Below are 24,639 nucleotides of genomic sequence, written 5' to 3'. Positions count from 1 at the left end.
ATCGCGGTGTCCTACTCCCCGGGGGCAACCGCGCTGCAGGTCCATCCTCTGGCGCCCCGACCACCAGGTGTGGTCGGGGCCCTTCTCCGTAGGCCCGGAGGCCGCGCGGAACGCGGTCAGCGGCGGTGCTGCGAGTCCGCCACCGTGACCTCGACGCGCTGGAACTCCTTGAGGTCGCTGTAGCCGGTCGTGGCCATCGCGCGGCGCAGGGCGCCGAAGATGTTCATCGAGCCGTCCGGGGTGTGCGACGGGCCGGTCAGCACCTCCTCGGTCGTACCGACCGGGCCGAGGTCCACCAGCTTGCCGCGCGGCACGTCCTCGTGGACGGCCTCCATGCCCCAGTGGCGGCCACGGCCCGGGGCGTCGGTGGCGCGGGCCAGCGGGGAGCCCATCATCACGGCGTCCGCGCCGCAGGCGATGGCCTTCGGCAGGTCGCCGGACCAGCCGACGCCGCCGTCCGCGATGACGTGCACGTACCGGCCGCCGGACTCGTCCATGTAGTCGCGGCGGGCACCCGCCACGTCCGCCACGGCGGTCGCCATCGGCACCTGGATGCCGAAGACGTTGCGGGTGGTGTGCGCGGCGCCGCCGCCGAAGCCGACCAGGACACCCGCCGCGCCGGTGCGCATCAGGTGCAGGGCCGCGGTGTACGTGGCGCAGCCGCCGACGATCACCGGGACGTCCAGCTCGTAGATGAACTGCTTGAGGTTGAGCGGCTCGGCGGCGCCGGAGACGTGCTCGGCCGAGACGGTCGTACCGCGGATGACGAAGATGTCCACCCCGGCGTCGACGACGGCCTTGGAGAACTGGGCGGTGCGCTGCGGCGAGAGCGCGGCGGCGGTGACGACACCGGAGTCGCGCACCTCCTTGATGCGCTGCCCGATCAGCTCCTCCTGGATCGGCGCGGAGTAGATCTCCTGGAGGCGCCGGGTCGCGGACTCGACCGGCATCTCGGCGATCTCGTCGAGCAGCGGCTGCGGGTCCTCGTGGCGGGTCCACAGACCCTCCAGGTTGAGGACGCCGAGTCCGCCGAGCTCGCCGATGCGGATGGCATGCTGCGGGGAGACCACGGAGTCCATGGGAGCGGCCAGGAACGGCAGCTCGAAGCGGTAGGCGTCGATCTGCCAGGCGATCGAGACCTCCTTCGGGTCCCGGGTCCTGCGGCTCGGTACGACAGCGATGTCGTCGAATGCGTATGCCCGGCGGCCGCGCTTGCCGCGCCCGATCTCGATCTCAGTCACGATGTGTGGCCTTTCCCTCTACGTCTGCGCTGACCAGTATCCCCGACACACGCGGGAGGGGCGGCCCGGGGAACCCCGGCCGCCCCTCCCGCACCGTGTCCGGTGCTACTTCCTGCTGTAGTTCGGTGCCTCGACCGTCATCTGGATGTCGTGCGGGTGGCTCTCCTTGAGACCCGCCGACGTGATGCGCACGAAGCGTCCCTTGCTCTCCATCTGGTCGACGGACTCGGCGCCCACGTAACCCATGGTCTGCCGCAGGCCGCCGACGAGCTGGTGGAGGACGTTGGCCAGCGGGCCCCGGTAGGGAACCTGGCCCTCGATGCCCTCGGGGACGAGCTTGTCGTCCGAGGACACCTCGGCCTGGAAGTACCGGTCCTTGGAGTACGAACGGCCCTGGCCGCGGGACTGCATGGCGCCCAGCGAACCCATGCCCCGGTACGACTTGAACTGCTTGCCGTTGATGAACATCAGCTCACCCGGCGACTCCTCGCAGCCCGCGAGGAGGCTACCCAGCATCACGCTGTCAGCGCCGGCGGCGAGCGCCTTGCCGATGTCGCCGGAGTACTGCAGGCCGCCGTCGCCGATGACCGGCACACCCGCCGCGCGGGCGGCGAGAGCGGCTTCGTAGATCGCGGTGACCTGCGGGACGCCGATGCCGGCGACTACACGGGTGGTACAGATCGAGCCGGGTCCGACGCCGACCTTCACTCCGTCGACGCCGGCGTCGATCAGCGCCTGGGCGCCGTCGCGGGTGGCGACGTTGCCGCCGATGACGTCTATGCCGACGCTCGACTTGATCTTCGCCATCCAGTTGAGGGCGTTGCTGTTGTGGCCGTGCGAGGTGTCGACGATGAGGAAGTCGACCCCGGCGGAGGCGAGCGCCTGGGCGCGGTCCAGCGCCTCGGGGCTGGCGCCGACGGCCGCGCCGACCAGCAGACGGCCTTCGGCGTCCTTGGCGGCGTTGGGGTACTGCTCGGCCTTCTTGAAGTCCTTGACCGTGATGAGGCCCTTGAGGGTGCCCGCCTCGTCGACCAGCGGCAGCTTCTCGATCTTGTGACGGCGGAGCAGCTCCATCGCTTCCACGCCGGAGATGCCGACCCTGCCGGTGACGAGCGGCATCGGCGTCATGACCTCGCGCACCTGGCGCGAACGGTCGGACTCGAAGGCCATGTCACGGTTGGTCACGATGCCCAGGAGCTTGCCCGCCGCGTCGGTGACCGGCACGCCGCTGATACGGAACTTCGCACAGAGCGCGTCCGCCTCGCCGAGGGTGGCGTCGGGGTGCACGGTGATCGGGTCGGTGACCATCCCGGACTCGGACCGCTTGACCAGGTCGACCTGGTTCACCTGGTCCTCGATCGAGAGGTTGCGGTGCAGCACGCCCACGCCGCCCTGACGGGCCATCGCGATCGCCATCCGCGACTCGGTCACCTTGTCCATGGCGGCGGACAGCAGGGGGATGTTCACGCGCACGTTGCGGGAGATGAGGGTCGAGGTGTCGACCGCGTTGGGCAGGACCTCCGACGCGCCCGGCAGCAACAGCACGTCGTCGTATGTCAGCCCGAGCGTCGCGAACTTCTCAGGCACTCCGTCGACGTTTGCAGTCATGACACCTTCCCCAAATGGTCTTGATCGGTGCGGATGTCCATGCTAACGGCCTTCGGGGGTGTCTCATTCCACGACCAAGATCGTCGAGCCTCTCCGTAGGTTCCTCCAGAACCCCGGGACGCCCGGGGAATCCGGGGGCCCGCCCCGGGGCGGGCGGCGCGGGTGCGTCACGGGTGCGTCCGAAGTCACTGTTCGGCGAGGGCGCGCAGCCGACTGAGCGCGCGGTGCTGGGCGACGCGTACGGCGCCCGGGGACATGCCCAGCATCTGTCCGGTCTCCTCGGCGGTCAGGCCGACCGCGACCCGCAGGACGAGCAGCTCGCGCTGGTTCTCCGGGAGGTTGGCGAGGAGCTTCTTGGCCCAGGCCGCGTCGCTGCTGAGCAGTGCGCGTTCCTCCGGGCCGAGGGAGTCGTCGGGGCGCTCGGGCATTTCGTCGGACGGAACGGCCGTGGACCCGGGGTGGCGCATCGCGGCGCGCTGGAGGTCGGCGACCTTGTGCCCGGCGATGGCGAAGACGAACGCCTCGAAGGGGCGGCCGGTGTCGCGGTAGCGGGGCAGCGCCATCAGTACGGCGACGCAGACTTCCTGCGCCAGGTCCTCGACGAAGTGACGAGCGTCACCGGGCAGCCGGTTCAGCCGGGACCGGCAGTACCGCAGGGCGAGGGGGTGGACGTGGGCCAGCAGGTCGTGGGTTGCCTGCGCGTCGCCGTCCACGGCCCGATGCACCAGGGCAGCGATCACCGTCGTCTCGTCGTCGCGCATCGGACCATGGTGCCTTGGTGCCGACCTGTCCGCGCCATCGCGTTCCGAGTTGTGCACCGAAGCGTTACGAGCGGGTGCGCCGGATGTCATGTCCTGCGCCCTCCCCTTCCGCTGGATCCGCTGGTCCGAATCGTCGTTCCCGAGGAACTCCACAGCTCAAGGATGCGTCATCGGGCGGGAAGCGTCACCCACCTCCGCCGCGACCGGCCCGCCGTGAGCGGGCCGCCCCGCCCGTGCCCTCCGTCGCCCCGTCCGCGGGTCCGCGGACGGGGACGGTTCCGGCACGTCGGGGACGGCACGGCTCAGCGCACCAGGCCCCAGCGGAATCCGAGCGCCACGGCGTGGGCACGGTCCGAGGCTCCGAGCTTCTTGAACAGCCTCCGGGCGTGGGTCTTGACCGTGTCCTCGGAGAGGAAGAGCTCGCGCCCGATCTCCGCGTTGGACCGGCCGTGGCTCATGCCTTCGAGCACCTGGATCTCACGCGCGGTGAGCGTGGGGGCCGCGCCCATCTCCGCGGACCGCAGCCGGCGCGGGGCGAGCCGCCACGTCGGGTCGGCCAGCGCCTGGGTCACGGTGGCCCGCAGCTCGGCGCGCGAGGCGTCCTTGTGCAGATAGCCGCGGGCACCGGCGGCGACCGCGAGCGCGACACCGTCCAGGTCCTCGGCGACCGTCAGCATGATGATCCGGGCGCCGGGGTCGGCGGAGAGCAGCCGCCGGACGGTCTCCACACCTCCCAGGCCGGGCATGCGGACGTCCATCAGAATCAAATCCGAACGGTCGGCTCCCCAGCGGCGGAGTACTTCCTCGCCGTTGGCCGCCGTCGTCACACGCTCGACGCCGGGCACGGTCGCAACCGCGCGACGGAGCGCCTCTCGGGCGAGCGGGGAGTCGTCGCAGACGAGGACGGATGTCATGACCGTCCTCCGCAGCTGATGCGCGTCACCTTGAGCCTCCAGGCTGATACAAGTCGTCACCTGTGCGGTTGACCCCCTCGGACATGTGCCCGAGCCGGTTAGTCGCCAACCGCCTCCGCACTCTCAACGATGGTCACTCGAAAGAGTTACGGGTCGGACCGTAGGGTTCGGCACTCTACGTGAGGTCGCACACACGGAGCGGATCGACTCGGGCGCTTCACCCTTCAACCGAAACTTCACCGGTTGACGTGCCCTATTTGGCGGGTTTTCTTCCCTTTTGCTGGTGTCTGTGACTAGATTCGCAATCAGTCATATTTACATCTACTACGACCATAGATGTACGGTCACGCCTCAGCCCCTGCGGAACCGAGGGACTGGGGTCTGAGGATCGGCCCACCGACGGACGACGACGGACTGCGACTGCCGGGACGACGCCTCCGGCAGAGCACGGTTTCGAGGGGACAAGCAATGGCAGATTTCTCCCGCCTTCCCGGACCCAACGCGGACCTGTGGGACTGGCAGCTGCTCGCGGCCTGCCGGGGGGTCGACAGTTCACTGTTCTTCCACCCCGAGGGCGAACGCGGAGCCGCCCGCAGCGCCCGCGAGACCTCGGCGAAAGAGGTGTGCATGCGCTGCCCGGTCCGCGCCGAGTGCGCCGCCCACGCGCTGGCGGTCCGCGAGCCCTACGGCGTGTGGGGCGGCCTGACCGAGGACGAACGCGAGGAACTGATGGGCCGCGCCCGCAACCGCCTGATCACGGCGGCCCCGTCCGGTACGGGCGACAGCGCGCGGCACGACTGAGGGGCGCACGCCGGCCCGTAACCGCAGGAACGTTTCTTCAGTCACCGCGCGATCAGCGAACCGGCCCGGTCGACCGACTCGGCGGGACCGGCGGAACCGGGGGGATCAGCGCTCCGCCGCCAGCGACAGCTGGTCCAGGGTGGCCGCCACGGCGGGAACCCGGGCCAGGTCCGGCAGGGTCAGCGCCACGATCTCGCGCACCACGGCGGGCTCCACCGTCACGGTCACGGCGCCCTTGGGCCGTACCGACTCGATCGCCAGCGCGGGCAGTACCGCCACTCCGAGCCCGGCGCCGACCAGTCCGATCACGGCGGGGTAGTCGTCGGTGGCGAAGTCGATACGGGGGGTGAAGCCGGACTCCTCGCAGACCTCCACGAGCTGCCGGCGGCAGCGCGGGCAGCCGGCGATCCACGGGTCCCCGGCGAGTTCGCCGATGTCGATGGCGTCCGTCCCGGCCAGCCGGTGGTCCTCGGGCAGCAGCCCGATCAGACGGTCCGCGAGCAGCGGCCGGACCACCAGGTCGTTCCAGTCGCCGTCACCGCTTTCCGCGCCCTCACCGGCACCGGAGTTCCCGTACCGGAAGGCGAGCGCGATGTCGCAGTCCCCGTCGCGGAGCATCTCCACGGAGCGGGGCGGTTCGGCCTCCACCAGCGAGACCTGGGTGCCGGGGTGCTCGGCGCGCAGTGCGGCGAGGGCGCCCGGGACGAGGGTGGAGCTGCCGCTGGGGAAGGAGACGAGCCGGACCCGGCCCGCGCGCAGCCCCGCGATGGCGGCGACCTCTTCCTCGGCCGCGGTCAGCCCGGCGAGGATGCCGGAGGCGTGCCGCACGAGGGCCTCGCCGGCCTGGGTGAGCCGCATCTCCCGGCCCGTACGGATCAGGAGCGGTGTGCCGGCCGACGATTCCAGCGCCTTCATCTGCTGGCTGATGGCCGGCTGGGTGAAGCCCAGTTCGCGGGCGGCGGCGGAGAACGAGCCGGTGGTGGCGACGGCGCGCAGGACGCGGAGATGACGGGCTTCGATCACCCTTCCACCATAAGCGTCACTTCTGATGATCGCGAAAAACTACCGTGCGACTTTGATGCCCCGGGCTCTAACCTTGCTCCATGCATCTGCTGACCGTGAACGTCGGGACCGCCCGCCACTCCGAGCACACCAGCTCCCGCAACGGCCTCACCGGCATCGACAAGCGCCCGGTGGAGGGCCCGGTCCGGGTGACCGACCCGGGACCGAAGGGCACCGGCGGCAGCGGTCTGGCCGGGGACGCCGTCTGCGACCTGCGCCACCACGGCGGCAGCGACCAGGCGGTGTACGCGTACGCCCGCGAGGAGCTCGACGCCTGGGAGCGGAAGGTGGGCAGGCCGCTGCCGAACGGGATCTTCGGCGAGAACCTGACGACCGTGGGCCTGGCGGTCAGCGAGGCGCTGGTCGGCGAGCGGTGGCGGATCGGACCGGACCTGGTCCTGGAGGTGACCGCAGGGCGCATCCCGTGCCGGACGTTCGCGGGCCACGTACAGGAGGAGCGCTGGGTGAAGCGCTTCAGCCAGGAGGCGGTCACCGGCGCGTACCTGCGGGTCATCACCCCCGGCTCCATCAGCGCCGGGGACCCGATCGAGATCGTCCACCGCCCGGACCACGGGGTGACCGCCGCGCTGGAGTTCCGCTCCTTCACCGACCGCACCCTGCTGCCGCGCCTCCTCCCGGCGGGCGAGGCGCTGCACCCGGAGGCGCTGGCGGCGGCACGGGAGTACGTGGCGAAGCAGGGGGTGTGACGGGCCTCGGCGATGAGGGCGGCCCGAGTCCCGGCATCCACCTGCACGGGGACGGCGTTCGGCTGCCGTTCGAGGCCGACGACCCGGCCTGACGGCGGGGAGCCTCCGTACGGAGCCCCGTCCGCAAGCGGTGAAGTCCGGGTCCCCTGCACGAGCGAGGAGGGCCCCGCACACACGTCAGTGTGTGCGGGGCCCTCCTGGTCGTAGCGCTTCGGGCGGTACGGCGACGGATCAGGCGGCTTCGACGGCGGCCTTCTCGGCCGGGGCCTCGCCGGCCTCGTCCTTGTCGGCGGCCGGGCGGACGAGGCCCGGGATGAAGGCGGCGACGGCGGCGGCGACCAGGGCGACACCGCAGCCGACCGTCAGGCCGACGCGGAAGCCGTCCTCGGAGGCGAGGGAGTGGCCGCCGAGGTCGATGGTCATCTGGGCGAGGACCACACCGATGACGGCCGAGCCGATGGTCGTACCGAGCGAGCGCATCAGGGTGTTGAAGCCGTTGGCGGCGGCGGTCTCGGAGATCGGGACGGAGCTCATGATCAGGGCGGGCATCGCGCCGTAGGCGAGGCCGACGCCGCTGTTGATGACGATTCCGACGATCATCAGGCCCCAGGCGGAGCCCATGAGGAAGAGGGAAAGGCCGTAGCCGGCGGAGATGACGAGCGCGCCGAGGACGAGGGCGATCTTCGGGCCGCGGGCGTTGATCAGCTTTCCGCCGAGCGGCGAGACGATCATCATCATCACGCCGCCGGGGGCCATCCAGAGGCCGCACGCCAGCATCGACTGGCCCAGGCCGTAGCCGGTGGCCTCGGGGAACTGGAGGAGCTGCGGGGCGATCAGCATGAAGGAGTACATGCCGACGCCGACCAGGATCGAGGAGATGTTGGTCATGAGGACACGGGGGCGGGCGGTGGTCCTCAGGTCGACCAGCGGGTCGCGGGTGCGGAGCTCGTAGAAGCCCCAGACGCCCAGGGCCACGACGGCCACGGCGAACAGACCGAGCGTGGTGCCCGAGCCCCAGCCCCAGTCGGCGCCCTTGGAGATGGCGAGCAGCAGGGAGACCAGGCCGATGGCGAGCCCGACCGCTCCGGGTGCGTCGAAGCGCTGGCCCTTGGCCCCGGCCGGGACGTCCGGGACGAAGGTGTGGATCAGTACGGCGACGATCAGCGCGAGCACCGCGGAGCCCCAGAACAGGACTCGCCAGCTGGTGTACTCGGCGACGGCGGCGGAGATCGGCAGGCCGAGGGCGCCGCCGATGCCCATGGAGGCGCTGACCAGGGCGATCGAGCTGCTGAGCTTCTCGGCGGGGACCACGTCACGGAGCAGTGCGATGCCGAGCGGCACCATGCCCATGCCCATGCCCTGGAGACCCCGGCCGACGATCATCGGCACGATGGAGGAGGACAGCGCGCAGACCACGGAGCCGACGATCAGCGGGACGGCGCACGCCAGGAGCATCCGGCGCTTGCCGAGGAGGTCGCCGAGGCGGCCGGTGACCGGTACGCACACGCCCGCGACGAGCAGCGTGACCGTGATGACCCAGGCCGTGTTCGAGGACGAGGTGTGCAGGATCTGCGGGAGCTCGGCGATCAGCGGGGTGACCAGGGTCTGCATGATCGCGGCGGCGGTGCCGGCGAGGGCCAGCGTGGTGATCACGCCGCCTGTGCGGGCCGTGGGCTGGGGGGCGTCCATAACGCGATTCCTCGATGTGGGTCGGGACGGGAGGTCCGGGACGAAAATCGGGCGGGCCGGAGCAGGGCGGGACAAGGGTGAGCATCGTGCACGCCCATTGCATTATGCATGTCATGTGCTCGATGCACACCATGTGTCAGGATGGAGCCGGGCCACCCCGGGACCCCCACGTACCGGCCCGGCAGGAAGCTGGAGGCATTCCCCCATGGACAGGGCCGTCAAGGACGTCGAGTACGAGCAGATGCTGCTCAGTCGCCACGGGCTCCTGAACCACCGCAAGGGCCGCCGCGAGGACGGCGTCCTGGAGCGCAGCGCGTACATCCTGCTCAGTCGCATCCGCATCCAGGGGCCCATGTCCATCGGGGAGTTGAGCGACGCGTTCGACCTCGACGTCTCGACGCTCAACCGCCAGACCACGGCGGCGATGCGCGCCGGACTCGTCCAGCGCATCCCCGACCCGGCAGGCGGGATGGCCCGCAAGTTCCGCATCACCGCGGAAGGCAGCCGCATCCTCGACGAGGAGCGCGAGGGGACGGTCGCCGCCCTGGGCCGGGTGATGGTCGACTGGCCGCGCGAGGACGTCGCCGCCTTCGCCGACTACCTCCGCCGGTTCAACTCCGACCTGGAACGCCTCGGCGGACGGCCGTGGCCCCGGCCCTGAGGCCGAGCCTCCCCCGCCCGGAGCCCAACGAAGCGGGGCGGCTCACCCGCTCCCTCCAGCCGTCCGGCCGCCGGCTTCCGGGAAGTCCCTGGCCTTGATCTTCGCCATCCGGCCGTCGGGGTGGTGCCAGACGATGCCCTCGCACCCGTCGGCCGACAGCGCGCGCACCCGGGCGCGGATTCCCGCGAACGTCGGCTCCGCCACGTCGAGTCGCTCGGCGGTGGCGTGCGCGACGAGCCGGTGCGCTTCGCCGCGCTCGGGGTTCCCGTTGATCCTCGGCCCGATCAGTTCGTACGTCCCCGGCGGCCACTCCTGCCGCCCGGCTCCGGCCAGCGCCTCCGCGTGGAACCCCGCGAAGGGCGACAGGGCGACCGGCTCCCAGCCGACCGTCTTCCCCGTGGCCGGGTCCGTGGACAGCGGCACGAACTCCGGCGGCGCCGCCCGCCCGGCCCGCACCTCGCGCCGTGCCCACCAGTTCCCCGCCCCGTCCACCCGTACGCACGTGCCGTCGTACTTGCGGGTGGCCACGCCCTCTCCGGCGAGCACCCAGTCGCAACCGGGCGTCACCTCGGGACGTACGCCCGCCGGGCGGGTCGCGAAGTCGCGCAGGAACAGCGTGGGAATCTTCCGCATCCCCTCATCCTCGCGCCCAACGCGCCTTCGCGCAGCGGGATTTCGTCGGCCCGGAAGTTCGCGGAACGGAGGGGCCGGTGGGACGGCCGCGGAAGGCGCCGCCGGGAACGCCGCTCACCCCGCACCTGCGCGCCCCGGTCCCACCCCGCCGTCGATGAGGCGTCGCAGCTTGGCCTTGCCGGGCGTACGGGGCACGCACTCCGGAGAATTGGGCGGGTGGGCGTAGGCATCGGCCCGCGCCCCGGACATGCTGTCCGCCTCCGACACCAGCACGGCCGGCCCGAGAATGGCCTGATCGCAGTCCACACAGATCAACGGAACCTCCGCCATTCCTCGGCCAGCCGCGACGCGGACGCGCAGCGCTCACCCGCGCGGCAGGTCGAGCACTGGATGGTATGCCGTAAATACGCACGGTATGCGGCATCGGGCTCCACCGCGCGAGGTCCCTCTCGTTGTGTGTTCACGTAGGGATTCGGGCGCCGGGGGGTGCCTGGATGAGGGCCGGGAGGAGATGGCTGAAAGCGTCCGACGGCTGCCGGTCAGGGCCCTTCGACGGAGTTCCTGACCTTTGGCACGCACCGCTCGGCCCCCGCACGATCGGTACGGCTCACACCCCCGGGTCGCCCCAGGGGTGGTGTTCCGCCACCGGACCCGCGAGCGCCACCACCGCACCCGCGAGCGCCACGGCCTCCTCCCGCGTCGCCGCGGCCGTGGACAGGTGCCGGCCCAGCAGGGTCGGCACGGCCACGGCGGGTCCCGACGGGCCCGCACTCCGGAGTTCAGCCGCATCGGGGTGGCGGGTCGGGCCGAGGGGCGCGGATGCGCCGGCGCCACCGCGGGAACACGGACGGAATCCGACCCCTGTCCAGGGTCGGAGCCGCGATGAGAATGGGTGCCCGGAGCCGGACTCGAACCGGCACGCCCCCGAGGGGCAGCGAGGTTTAAGCTCGCCGTGTCTGCGTTCCACCACCCGGGCTGGCGCGCGGCTCCGCGTCGGGCCTTGACCCTATCCGGGGGTGCCCCCCACCAGCGGCGCAGTCGCGCGATGTTGTCTTATTTTATTGATCGCTTGATGGTGCGTCAGACCACGCTCCGAGGTCATGACCACGGCCCGGACCCGATCATGGTCCCTCTCCCCGGCGAACGGGATTGACGGAAAGTCGCCGCACTCTTACGGACGAATACGCCGGACCTCCACCACCGTTCGCCAGGGCCTCGCCACCCCCGTTCCCCTGCCGTCAGCCGGACGCCTCGATCAGGCGGTCGCGCACGTCGTCGTTCACGCACCGCAGCACCGGCCTCCGGGTGAGGGCGTCCGGGTCGGCGAGGGGGGCTCCGGTGACGTGGAAGAGGGTGGTTTCGCCGGGCAGCAGGGTCACGAGCATCTCGTCCACCCGGGCCGCCGGGTCCAGGCGGTCGGGGAAGAGCGCGAGATCGCGCAGGAGGGTGTGGGCGGTCACGCGTACCTCGTAGGCAGCCGGACCGTCAGGGGTGACGGTCGCCGTCCAGCGTGCCGGGGGGAGGTCCACGGCGGGGTCCTCCGCGTAGAACTCCACGGTCCGCAGGTCCCCGAGCCGTACCGTCAGCAGCTCGCGCGCCGGGTCGGCCGGGGTGGCGACGGACGGCGGGAGGGGTACGCGGGTGACGTTCCGCGCGGCCGTGGTGACGGGCAGCCGCTCCTCGGCGAGGACCGTGCCGTCGAGCGCGTGCCGGGTCAGGCGGAGGGTGCCGTCCCAGGGGGCGGCGGCGTCGTTGACCAGGTGGAGGGTGGCGTCACGGAGGACGGCGAGGCGGTCGGCGTACACCGAACGCAGTGCGTACCAGAGGGGTTTGCGGCGGCCGTCGCCGTCGAGGGCGGACCAGGAGACGACAGGCCAGCAGTCGTTGAGCTGCCAGACGATGGAGCCCATGCAGTAGGGGGCCTGCGAGCGGAAGTGGCGGATACCGAAGGCGACGGCGCGGGCCTGGTTGAGCTGGGTGAGCCAGTGCCAGTCGTCGAAGGAGGCGGTGCCGGTGCCGCCCGGCCGCGGGAGGTGGTCGCCGAGGCCCCGGAGCAGTTTGGCGTCGCCGTCCTCGGCCTTCTGGTGGTGGCGTACGTACGGGGCGTCGGGTGCGAGCGGGCCGCTGATCGCGCGCCGGAGGGTCGCGTACGCGGGCGGGCCCTGGAAGCCGAACTCGGCGACGAAGCGGTGAGCGTGGTCGGCGTAGTGGCGGTAGTCCACCCGGTTCCACACGTCCCACAGGTGGACCGTTCCCGACTCCGGTGCGTTGGGAGGGAGTTCGGGCGATCCGGAGTAGGGCGAGCCGGGCCAGTACGGGCGGGTGGGATCGAGTTCGGCGCAGATCGCGGGGAGCAGCTCGTGGTAGTAGCCGTACCCCCAGGTACGGTCGCCGAGCTCCTTGGCCCAGCCCCAGTCAGCGTGGCCCTCCAGGTTCTCGTTGTTGCCGCACCACAGCACGAGGGAGGGGTGCGGGGCGAGGCGGGCGACGTTCTCGCGGGCCTCGGCCGCGACCTCGTCGTACAGCGGCTGCTCCTCCGGGTAGGCGGCGCAGGCGAAGAGGAAGTCCTGCCAGACCAACAGGCCTTTCTCGTCGGCCAGTTCGTAGAAGTCGTCGCTCTCGTAGAGGCCGCCGCCCCAGACGCGTACGAGGTTGACCCCGGCGGCGACGGCTTCGTCGAGCCGGTCGGAGAGGTGCTGCCGGGTGATCCGGGACGGGAAGCAGTCGTCGGGGATCCAGTTCACGCCCCGGACGAACACCGGTTCGTCGTTGACGGCGATCCGGAACGCCTCGCGCTCGAGTGCGACCGTGCGGAAGCCGGTCCTGCCCTGCCAGGCGTGGCCGCCGAGCCGGACCTCGACGGCGTACAGCGGCTGCTCGCCGTGGCTGTGCGGCCACCAGCGCTCCGCCCCCGGCACGGGCACCACGAGGGTCGCGGTCGTCTCGCCGGCGGGCACGGTGAACGCGTGCCGCTCGCCCGCGACTTCGACGTGCGCGGCGAGCGTTCCCGCGTGGTCGCCGCTCGCGCCACCCCCGCCGCTCGCGCCACCCCCGCCGCGCTCGCCCCGGCGGTCCACCGTCAGCGCCACCGAGAGGCGCGGCACGCCGTCCGGGCCGACGTCGCCGAGGAGCTTCACCCCGGCGATCCGGGGGCCGGTCCAGGTCTCCAGGGCGGCGGGGCGCCAGATGCCGGAGGTGACGAGGGTCGGGCCCCAGTCCCAGCCGAAGTTGCAGGCCATCTTCCGGATGAAGGGGTACGGCTCCGCGTAGGCGCCGGGGCGGTCGCCGAGGCGTTCGCGGAGCGCTTCCGCGTAGGCGTACGGGGCGGTGAAGCGGATCTCCAGGGTGTTGGTGCCCTCGCGGAGCAGGTGCTCGACGGGGAAGCGGTAGGAGCGGTGCTGGTTGGCGGTGCGGCCGAGCTCGGTGCCGTTCAGGGTGACGGTGGCGACGGTGTCGAGGCCGTCGAAGCGGAGGTCCGCACAGGAGTCCCGCACGACGGGCCGCCGGAAGGTGGTGCGGTACGTCCAGTCGGTGCGGCCGATCCAGCCGAGCCGGTTCTCGTTGTCGTCCAGGTACGGGTCGTCGATGAGCCCCGCCGCGAGGAGGTCGGTGTGGACGCACCCGGGGACGGTGGCGGGCACCCCACCGTCGGGGAGTGCGAGCGGGACCGGCCCGTCCGGGCGCAGCGTCCAGCCGTCGGCGAGGGGCAGTCGGTGGAGTGTCACGCGGTGATCCTTCCGCAGTCGGGGAGTCCGGCACAGGCCACATGGTGATCGGGCTCGGCCTCGCGAAGACCGGCGGAGTCGCCGGAGTCGGCTGAGTCGCCGGAGTCGCCGGGTTCCGCCGCCCCCGCGTGGTACGCGCACCGCTCCACGGGCTCCGGCGGGTCCCAGGGGGTGTTGAGGCGGGGCACGGCGGCCAGCAGGGTCCGGGTGTACGGGTGGAGGGGGTTGCCGAACACCTTCTGGGTGTCGCCGCGTTCGACGACCCGGCCCCGGCGGAGCACCACGGTCCGTTCGGCGAGATAGGTGCCGAGGGAGAGGTCGTGGGTGATGTAGAGGACGCCGAGGCCGCGTTCCTTCAGCCCGGCGAGCAGGTTGAGCACGTCGATGCGGGTGGAGGCGTCGAGCATGCTGGTGATCTCGTCGGCGACCAGGAAGCTGAGGTCGAGCAGGAGGGCGCGGGCGATGAGGAGGCGTTGCAGCTGGCCGCCGCTGAGCTGGTGCGGGTAGCGGCCGAGTACCTGGCCGGGGTCGAGGCGTACGTCGCGTACCGCCTTCTCGACGCGTTCCGCCCACTCGCGGTCGCCGACGCCGGGGTGGTAGGCGCGGCGGATCATGGCGAAGACGCGGTCGGCCTTGAAGACGGGGTTGTAGCAGGAGAACGGGTCCTGGAAGACGCCCTGGACGCGGCGGTAGAAGTCCTTGCCCGGGCGGACGGGAGCGCCGTCCAGGGTGAGGCTGCCGCCGGAGACCTGGGTGAGGCCGAGGATCATGCGGCCGATGGTGGACTTGCCGCTGCCGCTCTCGCCGATGAGGGAGACGACTTCGCCGGGCGCCGCGTCGAAGGAGACCCGGTCGACGGCGGTGACGGAGCCGCCGCCGAAGGCGCCCGCGCGGTAGGTCTTGGTGACTCGGTCCAGGGTCAGCATCATGCCTTCCAGCACGCGACGGAGTGACGGGGGGCGATCTCCACGACCGGCGGCTCCTCGGCGCATCCGGCGTCGGCGAGCGGGCAGCGGTCGCGGAAGCGGCAGCCGGCCGGCGGGTCGAGGAGCGAGGGCGGGGAGCCGGCGATGCCGCTGAGCGGGCGGTCGCGGTGGCGGACGCCGACCTCGGGGAGCGAGCCGAGGAGCATCCGGGTGTACGGGTGGCGGGGTTCGGCCGTGAGGGCCCGGGTCGGCGCCTTCTCGGCGAGCTTCCCCGCGTACATCACCATGATCGAGTCGGCGATGTGCGAGGTCAGGGCCAGGTCGTGGGTGATGAAGAGCATGCTGGTGACGAGGCCCGCGTCGCGCAGTCCGGTGAGCGCGGTGACGACCGCCTTCTGGGTGGAGACGTCGAGGGCGGAGGTGACCTCGTCGGCGATGAGGACGGCGGGGTCGAGCAGGGTGGAGATCACCATGACGGTGCGCTGCTTCATGCCGCCGGACAGCTCGATCGGGTAGCGGTCGAGGACGTCCCGGTCGAGGCCCACCAGGTCGAGCCGCCGGTGGAGTTCGGCGGTGTCCACGCTCACCCCGCGCGAAGCGAGGAGTTCGCGGATCATGCGGCCGATGCGCCGGGTCGGGTTGAGGGCGCTCATCGAGTACTGCGGTACGAGTGAGATCCGGTGGAAGCGGAAGGCGTTCATCGCCCGGTCGTCGGCGATGGGGACATCCTCGCCGTCGAGGGTGACGGTGCCGCCGGCGTGCCGCATCCGGCCGTCCAGCCGGATCAGGGACTTGCCGAGGGTGGTCTTGCCGCAGCCGGACTCGCCCGCCAGGCCCAGGATCTCGCCGTCGGCCACGTCGAAGCCGACGCCGTCCAGCGCCCGGACCTCGCCGCGCAGGGTGCGGTAGTGGACCCGCAGGTCGGTGACGGTCAGCGTCATGTGCTCAGGACTCCCTCAGCTTCGGGTTGAAGACCTCGTCGAGGCCGACGTTGGCGACGTACAGCGCGCCGACGATGGCGGTGATCCCGGCACCCGGGGGCACGAACCACCACCACATGCCGAGTTGGAGCGCGCTCCACTGCTGGGCGCTCTGGAGCATCAGGCCGAGCGAGACGCCGCCGGTCGGTCCGAGGCCGATGAAGTCGAGCGAGGAGGCGATGAGGACGGACCCGCCGAAGAGCAGGATGAACATCATGAAGAGGTAGGAGCTCATGTTGGGCGCGATCTCGCGGAACACGATCCGCCAGGTGCCGTTGCCGCTGAGCCGGGCGAGGTCCACGAACTCGCGGGTGCGCAGGGTGAAGGTCTGCGCGCGGATGGCGCGGGCCGCCCAGGGCCAGGAGGTGAGGCCGATGAACACGCCCTGCACGGGTACGGAGCGCACGCCCAGGTACGCGTTGATGATGAGCAGCACCGCGAGCGCCGGGATGACCAGCACCACGTTGGTGACCATGGTGAGGAGTTCGTCCAGGACCCCGCCCCGGTAGCCGGCGAAGAAGCCGACGAGCATCGCGACGACGGCGGCGATGGCCCCGCCGACCGCGCCGACCAGGAAGGTGGCGCGCAGCCCGTGCACGAACTGGGCGTACACGTCCTGGCCGAAGGTGGTGGTGCCCATCCAGTACGTGGAGTCGGGCGGCGCGGCCTGCGGGCCGCCGTAGGCGTTCGGGTCGGTGGTGTCGAGCAGGGGCGGCCCGAACAGTCCGAGGGCGAGCAGGATCAGGACGACGGTGAAGCCGATGAGCAGCTTCGGATTGCGGATGGCGTAGTGCAGCGTCTCGCGGGCGGGTCCGGCGGCCTTCGCCTCCGGGGTGGTCCCGACGGCCTCCGGGGTGGTCCCCGCCGGTCCGGGCGGTGCGCTCATGACTGGCCTCCTGCCATGCCGGTACGGGTCCGGGGGTCCACGAGGACGTACACGACGTCGATGACGAAGTTGGCGATCAGCACGCCGATGACGATGAAGAGGAACGCCCCCTGGAGCAGGAAGAAGTCCTGGTTCTGGATGGCGGCGAGGATGAGCGAGCCGAGTCCGGGATAGGCGAAGACGATCTCGGTGACCAGCGCCCCGGCGACCAGTACGCCCAATTGCAGTGCGAGACCGGTGACTTGGGGCAGCACGGCGTTGCGGAAGGCGTAGCGCCGGATGAGCCGCTGGGGTGCGCCGAGGGCGGAGAGGTACGAGGAGTAGTCGGACTCCAGCTCGTAGATGATCATGTTGCGCATGCCGATGGCCCAGCCGCCGAGCGCGACGAGGAAGAGCGAGAGGAACGGCAGCACCCAGTGGTGCGCCAGGTCGAGGACGAAGTCGAGGGTCCAGCTGGGCTGGATGTCCAGGCTGTAGCCGCCGGAGATCGGGAACCAGCCGGCCTTCGAGCCGAGGGCCCAGGCGAGGATCACCGCGATCCACATGTACGGCATCGCGGTGAGCAGGTAGCCCGCCGGGAGCACGGTGTTGTCGAGCACCTTGCGGCGGGCGGCGAGCGCACCGGCCCAGTTGCCGACGATCCAGCTGAGCAGCACCGCCGGGATCATCAGCCCCAGGGTGTACGGGAGGGCGTCGAGCAGCACGTCGGAGACGGGGGTGGGGAACACCCAGACGGAGATCCCGAAGTCGCCCTGGAAGAGGGCGCCCCAGAAGTGCAGGTACTGCTGCCAGACGGGCTGGTCGAAGCCGAAGAGGTTGTTGTAGTAGGCGCGCATCGCCTCGGCCGCCTCCGGCTGGGAGACGCGGGCGCGGGAGACCATGGCGGCCACCGGGTCGCCCGGCATGAAGCGCGGGATCATCCAGTTGACGGTGACGGCGACGACGAAGGTCAGTGCGTAGACCAGGAGTTTTCGGGCGAAGTAGCGGCGCAAGGGAGCTCCCGTCGAGGTGCCCCGCCGGGGCGCGGGCGCCGTGGGGGCGGCGCGTGGCGGGGCGGCGCGTTCAGAGGGCCGGGGCGGCACGGGGTACGCGGGTGGGCGCGGGCCCCCGGTCGGCGGCACGGAGGGGTACGGGGTACGCGGGTGAGTGCGGTCGGCGGCACGGAGGGGTGCGCGGGGGTCGGGGCGGGCCGCCGGGCCGGTACGGGCGGCGGTGGGTCCGCCCGTACCGGCCCGGCCTGCGGCTACTTCGCCGGCTTGAGCCGGGTCAGCATCTCGAAGCCGCCCATCTCCAGCCAGTTGCGCCAGAGCGCCGGGGCGTAGGCGGGCGCTCCCGCCTTGTCCGAGGGCCAGTTGGTCCAGGTGCCGGTGGTGGACTGCGACCAGAGGCCGTTGTACCAGAGGGGGATGAGCGGCATCTCGTCCAGCTGGATCTTCTGGAGCTCGCTCGTCACCGCCTTCATCCCGGCGGCGTCGTCGGTCGGCACCTGGCCGAGCCGCTGGACCAGCTTCCACGCCTCCTGGTTCTCGTACCGTCCGAAGTTCACCGTGTTCTGCTGCTTCTGGACGGGGAGTTGGAACATGTACTCGTAGTACGTCCACGGAGTGTTGGACAGCTGGCGGTCGTTGTTGAGGACGAGGTCGAAGTCCCCCTTGGCACGCTGCTCGTTGAGGGCGTTCTGGTCGGGGAACTCCGTCGTCACGGAGATGCCCGCGGCCTTGGCCCCGGCGGCGATGACCTTGGCGGCCTCCATCCAGTCGGTCCAGCCGGTGGGCACGGCCAGCTTGAGTGCGATCTTCGAGCCGTCCTTGTTCTCGACCAGCCCGTCGCCGTTGGTGTCGCGGTACCCGGCGTCGGCGAGGATCTTCTTCGCGCCGGCGGTGTCGTACGAGAATCCGTCCGAGGCCACCACGCCCTTGTCGATGTACTGGTCCCACTGCGGGAGCAGACCGGTCGGGTCTGCCTTCTTGACCAGGTCGCCGTAGACGCCCTTCACGATCTTGTCGATGTCCACGGAGGCGGCGAGCGCCTTGCGGAAGGCGGCGTCGTCCAGCGGCTTGCGGGTGGTGTTGGGCACCAGCCAGGCGGTGTTGGCGGAGAGCATGTAGGGCGGCTGGTCGTAGTAGGAGACGACCTTCTTGGCCTTGACCAGCGAGGAGGCGCCGGGCAGGAAGTTGTTGCTCAGGTCGAGCTGGCCCTGGCCGAGCTGGCCGATGACGACCTCGTTGCTCGGGTTGGAGACGTCCACGATGTAGCGCGGTGCGGGCGTCATGCCCAGCGCCTTCGTGCCCCACCAGGTGTCGCGGCGCTGCCAGACCACCCGGTCCTGGGACTTGCTCTTGAGGGTGTACGCCCCGGTGCCGACCGGCTTGTCGTTGACCCCGTTGAGGATCTCCTCCTCGGAGCGTCCGCTCCACACGTGTTCGGGGACGATCGGCCGGCCGTAGAGGTTGAAGTCCCACTCCTGGTAGTGGGCGGACGCGAAGGTGAAGCGGACGGTCGTGTCGTCGACCGCCTCGGCGCCGGAGAGCCAGCTCCACAGGGAGTGGAAGGAGGAGGCCTCGATCTTGCCGAGGCCGTAGGAGTACGCCACGTCCTTGGCGGTGAGCGGCTCGCCGTCGGACCAGGTGATCCCGGGCCGCAGCTTCACCTCGTAGGTCTTCGCGTCCTTCCACGCGCCGGACTCGGCGAGCCAGGGGGTCAGCTTCCCGGCGTTCGGATCGAAGTGGAACAGCGTCTCGTAGACCAGCCCCTTGGTGCCGGTCGCGTGGTCCCAGTCGCGCAGCGGGTTGTAGTTGGCCGGCGGCCCCCACTGCGTGCCGGTGGTGTAGAGCGTCTCGTCGCGCGGTAACGACCCGCCCTGCGCGCCGCCCGGCCCCTTGCCCGTCGCCGGGCTCCCTCCGGTGCACGCGGTGGCGGTGAGCGCGATCACGGCAAGTGCGCAGGCGATCCGCACCCGGATACCCGTACCCATAGCCCTTCCTCTCCCCGCCGTCCCTGCGAGCGGAGTCACTGAACCGGGTAAGTGCCGTGAAGGTATGGGGGCTCCGAGAGCGTGTCAAGGGTTCGCGGGAGCGCTCCCACCCTTTGCAGGTAGGGGAGTTGACGGTATGTTCGGGTCAAACGGAGGGAATTCGAGGGCGCCCGCAGACGGTCGTGACCATGGCGCACGGGGGGTGGCCAGGGGTTACGATGCCGGTGGTCATGAACCGGTTAAGCGAGGTCCCATTGCCCAAGAACCGCCCGACGATCGCCGACATCGCGCTGCGCGCAGGGGTCTCCAAGGTCGCGGTGTCCTACGCGCTCAACGACCGTCCGGGGGTCTCCCCCACCACGCGCGCGGCCATCAAGGCCATCGCCGAGGAGATCGGCTGGCAGCCCAACAGCGCGGCCCGCGCGCTCACCCGTGCCCGTGCGGACACGGTCGGCCTGGCGCTCTCCCGCCCCGCCCGGATGCTCGGGGTGGAGCCGTTCTTCATGGAGCTGATCAGCGGCATAGAGAGCGAACTCTCTTCCGGGGGCTGCGCGTTGCTGCTCCAGGTGGTGAGCGGTCCGGCGCAGGAGCTGGAGGTGTACCGGCGCTGGTGGGGCGAGGGGCGGGTGGACGGAGTGTTCCTCGCCGATCTGCGCGAGCCGCGCCCGGGGGAACCGGACCCGCGTGTCACGGGCGTCGCCGGGCTCGGCCTGCCGGCCGTCGCGATCGGCCACCCGTCCGCGGCCGGTCCGCTGGTGCCGGTGTGGTCCGACGACGCGGCGGCGCTCCGCGACACCCTGGCGTACCTGCACGCGCTCGGCCACCGCCGGGTGGCCCGCGTCGCCGGGCTCGCGGAGCTGACGCACACCCGGCTCCGCGACCGGGAGCAGCACCGGGCGTGTGCCGAGCTCGGCCTGGGTGCCCCGGTGGTGGTGCACACCGACTACTCCGGGGACGAGGGCGCGCACGCGACCCGCCGGCTCGTCAGCGCGCCGGACCGGCCGACCGCGATCATCTACGACAACGACATCATGGCCGTCGCGGGGCTCTCGGTGGCCCAGGAGATGGGTCTCGACGTGCCCGCCGACCTCTCGTTGGTCGCCTGGGACGACTCGCAGCTCTCACAGGTGGTCCGGCCGCCGCTGACCGCGCTGAGCCGGGACATCCCGGCGTACGGGGCGCTGGCGGCGCGCACCCTGCTGACCCTGGTCGCCGAGGGCGCGGCCGAGGGCCGCGAGGACGCCGCCGCCCGTCTCGTCCCGCGCGGCTCGACGGCGCCGCCGCGCTGACCTGGCGGTACGGCCCGGCGGCGGCCCCGGTGTCATACCGGAGGAGGAGGCGGGTCCCACCCCGGTGCGACTCAAGAGTGCCACCGGAACGGGCACGGGGACTGACGAGCGGGCCGCCGGGAACGCGGAGAATGAGAGGGCCCCGAAGGTACCGCCGGTCCTGTCCCGGACCCGTCCCGGGGCCGCGTCACCCCACCCCCGTCCCCTCAGGAGCGTCCCTGTGACCACCGCACCCCCCGTCCCCCGTGCCACCGGCGTCGCCGCGCGCGCCACGGAGCTGTCGAAGGTCTACGGCCAGGGCGAGACCCAGGTGGTCGCCCTGGACCGGGTCTCCGTGGACTTCCCGCAGGGCGAGTTCACCGCGATCATGGGCCCGTCCGGCTCCGGCAAGTCCACGCTGATGCACTGCGTGGCCGGGCTCGACACCTTCAGCTCCGGGTCGGTGCGCATCGGTGACACCGAGCTCGGTTCGCTCAAGGACAAGCAGCTGACCCAGCTCCGCCGGGACAAGATCGGGTTCATCTTCCAGGCGTTCAACCTGCTGCCGACGCTGACCGCGCTGGAGAACATCACGCTGCCGATGGACATCGCGGGCCGCAAGCCCGACGCCGCCTGGCTCCAGCAGGTCATCGACATGGTCGGGCTCGCGGACCGGCTGAAGCACCGGCCGACCCAGCTCTCCGGCGGCCAGCAGCAGCGTGTCGCGGTGGCCCGCGCGCTGGCCTCACAGCCCGAGATCATCTTCGGGGACGAGCCGACCGGAAACCTCGACTCGCGGTCGGGCGCGGAGGTCCTGGGCTTCCTGCGCAACTCCGTGCGCGAGCTGGGCCAGACCGTCGTGATGGTGACCCACGACGCCGTCGCCGCTTCCTACGCGGACCGGGTGATCTTCCTCGCGGACGGCGCGGTCGTCGACGAGATGGCGCGGCCCACGGCCGACGGCGTGCTGGACCGGATGAAGGCGTTCGACGCCAAGGGCCGCACCAGCTGACCCGGGCGGGCCGGTCGTCGGCCCCCACGCCGTACCGGCCCCGGCCGGCAGTTCGGCGTGAAGCCCCTGCCCCGGCGGCCCCCGTCCGCGCCCCCGTCCCCGTACATCCCCGTTCTCCGTACCGCCCCCGTCCCCCGGGCGTGCCGCGCCCTCCCCCGGTCCTCCCCGGACCTCATCCCAGGACACACACATGTTCCGTACCGCCCTGCGCAATGTGCTCGCGCACAAGGCCAGGCTGTTGATGACCGTGCTCGCGGTCATGCTCGGCGTCGCCTTCGTCTCCGGCACGCTGATCTTCACCGACACGCTCGGCAACGCCTTCCGCAACCAGTCCGCCAAGAGCTACGACGACGTGGCCGTCGCCGTGTCGACCTCGGCGGGCCGCCACGACACCGACGCCACCGGCATCGACGGGGCGACCCTGGAGAAGATCCGGGCGCTGGACGGTGTCGCCGGGGTCACCGGGCGGGTCTCCGGTTTCGCCGGGGCCGCCGACCGTGACGGCAAGCTCATCGGCAGCGGCTGGTCCACCAACGGCGGCAACTTCGCCCCCGGCAAGGACGGCAAGGACCCCGCGTACACCTTCACCTCCGGCAACGGGCCGGTGAAGGACGGCCAGATCGCCCTGGACCGCGCCTCCGCCGACAAGGGCGGTTACCACGTCGGCGACACGGTGCGCGTGGCGACCAACGGGCCGGTGAAGGAGTACGCCCTCACCGGCGTCTTCACCACCGAGGACGGCGCGGTCAACGCGGGCGGGAGCCTGGTCCTCTTCCAGGAGGCCACCGCGCAGAAGCTGTTCCTGCGGGCCGGTGAGTTCCAGGAGGCCACGGTCACCGCGGCCCCCGGCGCCTCCGACGCCGCGCTGCTGGCCGAGGTGAAGTCCCTGCTGCCCCGGGGCGCCGACGCCCGCACCGGGCAGGCCCTCGCCGACGAGCAGGCGAAGCAGATCGAGGACGGGCTGGGCAATCTCGACACGATCCTGCTGGTCTTCGCCGGTATCGCGCTCTTCGTGGGCGTCTTCCTGATCGCCAACACCTTCAGCATGCTGATCGCCCAGCGCACCCGGGAGCTCGCCCTGATGCGCGCCGTCGGCGCCTCCCGCCGGCAGGTGAAGCGGTCGGTGCTGATGGAGGCGGCCGTGGTCGGCCTCGTCGCCTCGGCGGTCGGCTTCGCGGTGGGTACCGGTCTGGCCGCCGCGCTGCGGTCCGCGATGAGCGTGATCGGCGGGAAGATCCCGGCCGGTCCGCTGGTGGTCGCCCCCGGCACGGTGCTCGCCGCGTTCGCGGTCGGTGTCCTGATCACGGTGTTCGCCGCCTGGCTGCCCGCCCGCCGGGCCGCGAAGATCGCCCCGGTGGCCGCGATGAGCAGTGTGCACGCGGTGGCGAGCACCCGTTCGCTGGTCGTACGGAACTCCATCGGCGGCGCCATCACCCTGCTGGGGGCGGCCGGGATCGTCGGCGGCGCCGCCGCCGCGGACGCCAACGGCCGGAAGCTGATCGCGGCCGGTGCCTTCCTGGCGCTGATCGGGATCATCGTGCTGATCCCGCTGCTGTCGCGGCCGGCGATCGCGCTCGTACGCCCGCTGCTGACCCGGGTGTTCGGGGTGTCCGGAAAGCTGGCCGCGCAGAACGCGGTGCGCAACCCGCGCCGTACCGGCGCCACCGCCTCGGCCCTGGCGATCGGGCTGACCCTGGTCACCGGCATCTCGGTGCTGGGCGTCACCCTCGGCCAGGCGGTCGACCGGATGACGACGGACAACATCAAGGCCGACTACCTGGTCTCGATGGCGAGCGGCGACGCGCTGGATTCGTCCGCCCTCACCGCGCTGCGGAAGGCCGACGGCATCACCGCGGTCTCCCCGCAGCAGGCGAACTGGCTGACGGTCGGCGGCAGGCACCACGCGGCGTCCGGCGTCACCCCGGGCGACGTGGAGAAGCTCTTCGCGCTCAAGACGGTCACCGGTTCGCTGGACTCGCTCGCCGACGGCCGGATCGCGGTCGACTCCGACACCGCCCGGAACAACCACTGGAAGACCGGTGACACCCTGCCGGTGACCTTCGAGGACGAGAAGAAGGGCGAGGTGACGATCGGCGCGGTCTACGAGGCCAACGAGTTCGTCTCCCCCCTCCTTCTCCCCGAGGACCTCGCGAACGCCCACACCAGGACCCCCGACATCCGGGAGATCTGGCTGACGACGGACGGCGGCGCCTCCGCCGCGAACGAGCAGGCCGTCGTGGACGCGCTGGGCGACAACCCGGCGATGACCGTGATGGACCGGCAGGACATGCGCGACATGTTCGGCGGCTTCGTGAACCTGGCGCTGAACATCATGTACGGCCTGCTGGCGATGGCGCTGCTCATCGCGGTGCTCGGGGTGGTCAACACCCTGGCGATGTCGGTGTTCGAGCGCAAGCAGGAGATCGGGATGCTGCGGGCGATCGGCCTGGACCGGGCACGCGTCAAGCGGATGATCCGGCTTGAGGCCGTGGTGATCTCGCTCTTCGGCGCGGTGGTCGGCGTCCTGCTCGGGACGTTCCTGGGGTGGGCGATCGGCCGTACGATCGCCGCCGCGCTCCCCCAGTACGAGCTGGTCGTCCCGTGGGGCCGCATCGGGATCTTCCTGCTGCTGGCCGCACTGGTCGGCGTCCTCGCCTCCCTCTGGCCTGCCCGCAGCGCCGCGCGGCTGAACATGCTGACGGCGATCAAGACGGAGTGAGCGCAGGGCCGTTACGGGTCCCGTCACGGGATGCCGTCACGGGATGTTGTTACGGAGCCAGGGGCCGGAGAC

At 71.5% G+C, this 24,639-nt stretch carries 21 protein-coding genes and 1 tRNA gene; 6 read left to right on the top strand and 16 right to left on the bottom strand.

What is annotated here, in order from left to right; all coding sequences use genetic code 11:
- Window positions 1–116: 116 nt before the first annotated feature.
- The 4 genes from ACWCSV_RS24440 to ACWCSV_RS24425 all read right to left on the bottom strand — a co-directional run bounded on the left by ACWCSV_RS24440 (window position 117) and on the right by ACWCSV_RS24425 (window position 4,524).
- A complete protein-coding gene (locus tag ACWCSV_RS24440) occupies window positions 117–1,241 on the bottom strand; it encodes a GuaB3 family IMP dehydrogenase-related protein (protein WP_275492513.1) in 1,125 nt (374 codons plus the stop codon).
- A gap of 105 nt (window positions 1,242–1,346) precedes the next feature.
- Window positions 1,347–2,849 (bottom strand): IMP dehydrogenase, encoded by a 1,503-nt coding sequence (guaB, locus tag ACWCSV_RS24435; RefSeq protein ID WP_451145547.1) that lies wholly within the window; start codon window positions 2,847–2,849, stop codon window positions 1,347–1,349.
- A gap of 185 nt (window positions 2,850–3,034) precedes the next feature.
- Window positions 3,035–3,610 carry a sigma-70 family RNA polymerase sigma factor gene (locus ACWCSV_RS24430; RefSeq protein ID WP_266708156.1) on the bottom strand — a complete coding sequence of 192 codons (576 nt, stop codon included), beginning with the start codon at window positions 3,608–3,610 and terminating at the stop codon, window positions 3,035–3,037.
- A gap of 302 nt (window positions 3,611–3,912) precedes the next feature.
- Entirely contained in the window at window positions 3,913–4,524 is a 612-nt protein-coding gene (locus ACWCSV_RS24425) for a response regulator transcription factor (protein WP_003948568.1), read from the bottom strand.
- A gap of 468 nt (window positions 4,525–4,992) precedes the next feature.
- Between ACWCSV_RS24425 and ACWCSV_RS24420 the strand changes: the two genes are divergently transcribed.
- Window positions 4,993–5,325 carry a WhiB family transcriptional regulator gene (locus tag ACWCSV_RS24420; protein WP_451145544.1) on the top strand — a complete coding sequence of 111 codons (333 nt, stop codon included), beginning with the start codon at window positions 4,993–4,995 and terminating at the stop codon, window positions 5,323–5,325.
- 105 nt (window positions 5,326–5,430) lie between these two features.
- Here the strand turns inward: ACWCSV_RS24420 and ACWCSV_RS24415 are convergent, their stop codons facing one another.
- Window positions 5,431–6,348 carry a LysR family transcriptional regulator gene (locus ACWCSV_RS24415; protein WP_451145542.1) on the bottom strand — a complete coding sequence of 306 codons (918 nt, stop codon included), beginning with the start codon at window positions 6,346–6,348 and terminating at the stop codon, window positions 5,431–5,433.
- Between the two features lie 80 nt (window positions 6,349–6,428).
- Between ACWCSV_RS24415 and ACWCSV_RS24410 the strand changes: the two genes are divergently transcribed.
- Window positions 6,429–7,094, top strand: coding sequence for an MOSC domain-containing protein (locus ACWCSV_RS24410; protein WP_451145540.1), 666 nt, complete (start codon window positions 6,429–6,431; stop codon window positions 7,092–7,094).
- 231 nt (window positions 7,095–7,325) lie between these two features.
- Here the strand turns inward: ACWCSV_RS24410 and ACWCSV_RS24405 are convergent, their stop codons facing one another.
- The gene (locus ACWCSV_RS24405) at window positions 7,326–8,783 is read right to left on the bottom strand and encodes an MFS transporter (protein WP_451145538.1); all 1,458 of its coding nucleotides are present in this window, start codon (window positions 8,781–8,783) and stop codon (window positions 7,326–7,328) included.
- Between the two features lie 205 nt (window positions 8,784–8,988).
- On the opposite strand from ACWCSV_RS24405, the gene ACWCSV_RS24400 reads away from it, so the two are divergent.
- Window positions 8,989–9,444 (top strand): MarR family winged helix-turn-helix transcriptional regulator, encoded by a 456-nt coding sequence (locus ACWCSV_RS24400; protein ID WP_451145536.1) that lies wholly within the window; start codon window positions 8,989–8,991, stop codon window positions 9,442–9,444.
- Between the two features lie 42 nt (window positions 9,445–9,486).
- Here ACWCSV_RS24400 and ACWCSV_RS24395 read toward each other — a convergent pair whose 3' ends face one another.
- The 10 genes from ACWCSV_RS24395 to ACWCSV_RS24350 all read right to left on the bottom strand — a co-directional run bounded on the left by ACWCSV_RS24395 (window position 9,487) and on the right by ACWCSV_RS24350 (window position 19,568).
- Window positions 9,487–10,077 carry a hypothetical protein gene (locus ACWCSV_RS24395; RefSeq protein ID WP_451145534.1) on the bottom strand — a complete coding sequence of 197 codons (591 nt, stop codon included), beginning with the start codon at window positions 10,075–10,077 and terminating at the stop codon, window positions 9,487–9,489.
- A gap of 114 nt (window positions 10,078–10,191) precedes the next feature.
- Window positions 10,192–10,383 carry a hypothetical protein gene (locus ACWCSV_RS24390; protein WP_450773726.1) on the bottom strand — a complete coding sequence of 64 codons (192 nt, stop codon included), beginning with the start codon at window positions 10,381–10,383 and terminating at the stop codon, window positions 10,192–10,194.
- Window positions 10,384–10,684: 301 nt separating this feature from the next.
- Window positions 10,685–10,825: a hypothetical protein gene (locus ACWCSV_RS24385; protein ID WP_451145532.1), complete on the bottom strand. Its 141-nt coding sequence runs from the start codon at window positions 10,823–10,825 to the stop codon at window positions 10,685–10,687.
- A 145-nt stretch (window positions 10,826–10,970) separates the two neighbouring features.
- Window positions 10,971–11,053, bottom strand: a tRNA-Leu gene (locus ACWCSV_RS24380).
- Between the two features lie 262 nt (window positions 11,054–11,315).
- A complete protein-coding gene (locus tag ACWCSV_RS24375; RefSeq protein WP_451145530.1) occupies window positions 11,316–13,802 on the bottom strand; it encodes a glycosyl hydrolase 2 galactose-binding domain-containing protein in 2,487 nt (828 codons plus the stop codon).
- On the bottom strand, window positions 13,799–14,743 hold the full coding sequence (locus ACWCSV_RS24370) for an ATP-binding cassette domain-containing protein (protein ID WP_451145528.1): 945 nt from the start codon (window positions 14,741–14,743) through the stop codon (window positions 13,799–13,801). The genes ACWCSV_RS24375 and ACWCSV_RS24370 overlap by 4 nt, the downstream gene beginning before the upstream one ends.
- Window positions 14,728–15,669 (bottom strand): ABC transporter ATP-binding protein, encoded by a 942-nt coding sequence (locus tag ACWCSV_RS24365; protein ID WP_451145526.1) that lies wholly within the window; start codon window positions 15,667–15,669, stop codon window positions 14,728–14,730. The genes ACWCSV_RS24370 and ACWCSV_RS24365 overlap by 16 nt, the downstream gene beginning before the upstream one ends.
- 4 nt (window positions 15,670–15,673) lie before the next feature.
- Window positions 15,674–16,594, bottom strand: a complete 921-nt coding sequence (locus ACWCSV_RS24360) for an ABC transporter permease (protein WP_451145524.1) — start codon at window positions 16,592–16,594, stop codon at window positions 15,674–15,676.
- A complete protein-coding gene (locus ACWCSV_RS24355; protein WP_327177516.1) occupies window positions 16,591–17,586 on the bottom strand; it encodes an ABC transporter permease in 996 nt (331 codons plus the stop codon). The genes ACWCSV_RS24360 and ACWCSV_RS24355 overlap by 4 nt, the downstream gene beginning before the upstream one ends.
- A 251-nt stretch (window positions 17,587–17,837) precedes the next feature.
- The gene (locus tag ACWCSV_RS24350; protein ID WP_451145522.1) at window positions 17,838–19,568 is read right to left on the bottom strand and encodes an ABC transporter substrate-binding protein; all 1,731 of its coding nucleotides are present in this window, start codon (window positions 19,566–19,568) and stop codon (window positions 17,838–17,840) included.
- 254 nt (window positions 19,569–19,822) lie between these two features.
- Between ACWCSV_RS24350 and ACWCSV_RS24345 the strand changes: the two genes are divergently transcribed.
- The 3 genes from ACWCSV_RS24345 (at window position 19,823) to ACWCSV_RS24335 (ending at window position 24,567) form a co-directional block, all read left to right on the top strand.
- Window positions 19,823–20,857, top strand: coding sequence for a LacI family DNA-binding transcriptional regulator (locus tag ACWCSV_RS24345; protein ID WP_451145555.1), 1,035 nt, complete (start codon window positions 19,823–19,825; stop codon window positions 20,855–20,857).
- A 220-nt stretch (window positions 20,858–21,077) separates the two neighbouring features.
- A complete protein-coding gene (locus ACWCSV_RS24340; protein ID WP_451145520.1) occupies window positions 21,078–21,848 on the top strand; it encodes an ABC transporter ATP-binding protein in 771 nt (256 codons plus the stop codon).
- A gap of 190 nt (window positions 21,849–22,038) precedes the next feature.
- Entirely contained in the window at window positions 22,039–24,567 is a 2,529-nt protein-coding gene (locus tag ACWCSV_RS24335) for an ABC transporter permease (RefSeq protein ID WP_451145518.1), read from the top strand.
- Window positions 24,568–24,639 lie beyond the last annotated feature (72 nt).

Source organism: Streptomyces sp. NPDC001770, assembly GCF_053596135.1.
The sequence above is the reverse complement of the archived record's forward strand: the minus strand, read 5'-3'. Positions and strand labels throughout refer to the sequence as shown.

Excerpts from the sequence above, each read along its gene's own strand:
- guaB (WP_451145547.1), bottom strand. The coding sequence starts at position 2,849 with ATGACTGCAAACGTCGACGGAGTGCCTGAGAAGTTCGCGACGCTCGGG.
- ACWCSV_RS24430 (WP_266708156.1), bottom strand. The coding sequence starts at position 3,610 with ATGCGCGACGACGAGACGACGGTGATCGCTGCCCTGGTGCATCGGGCC.
- ACWCSV_RS24425 (WP_003948568.1), bottom strand. The coding sequence starts at position 4,524 with ATGACATCCGTCCTCGTCTGCGACGACTCCCCGCTCGCCCGAGAGGCG.
- ACWCSV_RS24420 (WP_451145544.1), top strand. The coding sequence starts at position 4,993 with ATGGCAGATTTCTCCCGCCTTCCCGGACCCAACGCGGACCTGTGGGAC.
- ACWCSV_RS24410 (WP_451145540.1), top strand. The coding sequence starts at position 6,429 with ATGCATCTGCTGACCGTGAACGTCGGGACCGCCCGCCACTCCGAGCAC.
- ACWCSV_RS24405 (WP_451145538.1), bottom strand. The coding sequence starts at position 8,783 with ATGGACGCCCCCCAGCCCACGGCCCGCACAGGCGGCGTGATCACCACG.
- ACWCSV_RS24400 (WP_451145536.1), top strand. The coding sequence starts at position 8,989 with ATGGACAGGGCCGTCAAGGACGTCGAGTACGAGCAGATGCTGCTCAGT.
- ACWCSV_RS24395 (WP_451145534.1), bottom strand. The coding sequence starts at position 10,077 with ATGCGGAAGATTCCCACGCTGTTCCTGCGCGACTTCGCGACCCGCCCG.
- ACWCSV_RS24365 (WP_451145526.1), bottom strand. The coding sequence starts at position 15,669 with ATGACGCTGACCGTCACCGACCTGCGGGTCCACTACCGCACCCTGCGC.
- ACWCSV_RS24360 (WP_451145524.1), bottom strand. The coding sequence starts at position 16,594 with ATGAGCGCACCGCCCGGACCGGCGGGGACCACCCCGGAGGCCGTCGGG.
- ACWCSV_RS24350 (WP_451145522.1), bottom strand. The coding sequence starts at position 19,568 with ATGGGTACGGGTATCCGGGTGCGGATCGCCTGCGCACTTGCCGTGATC.
- ACWCSV_RS24335 (WP_451145518.1), top strand. The coding sequence starts at position 22,039 with ATGTTCCGTACCGCCCTGCGCAATGTGCTCGCGCACAAGGCCAGGCTG.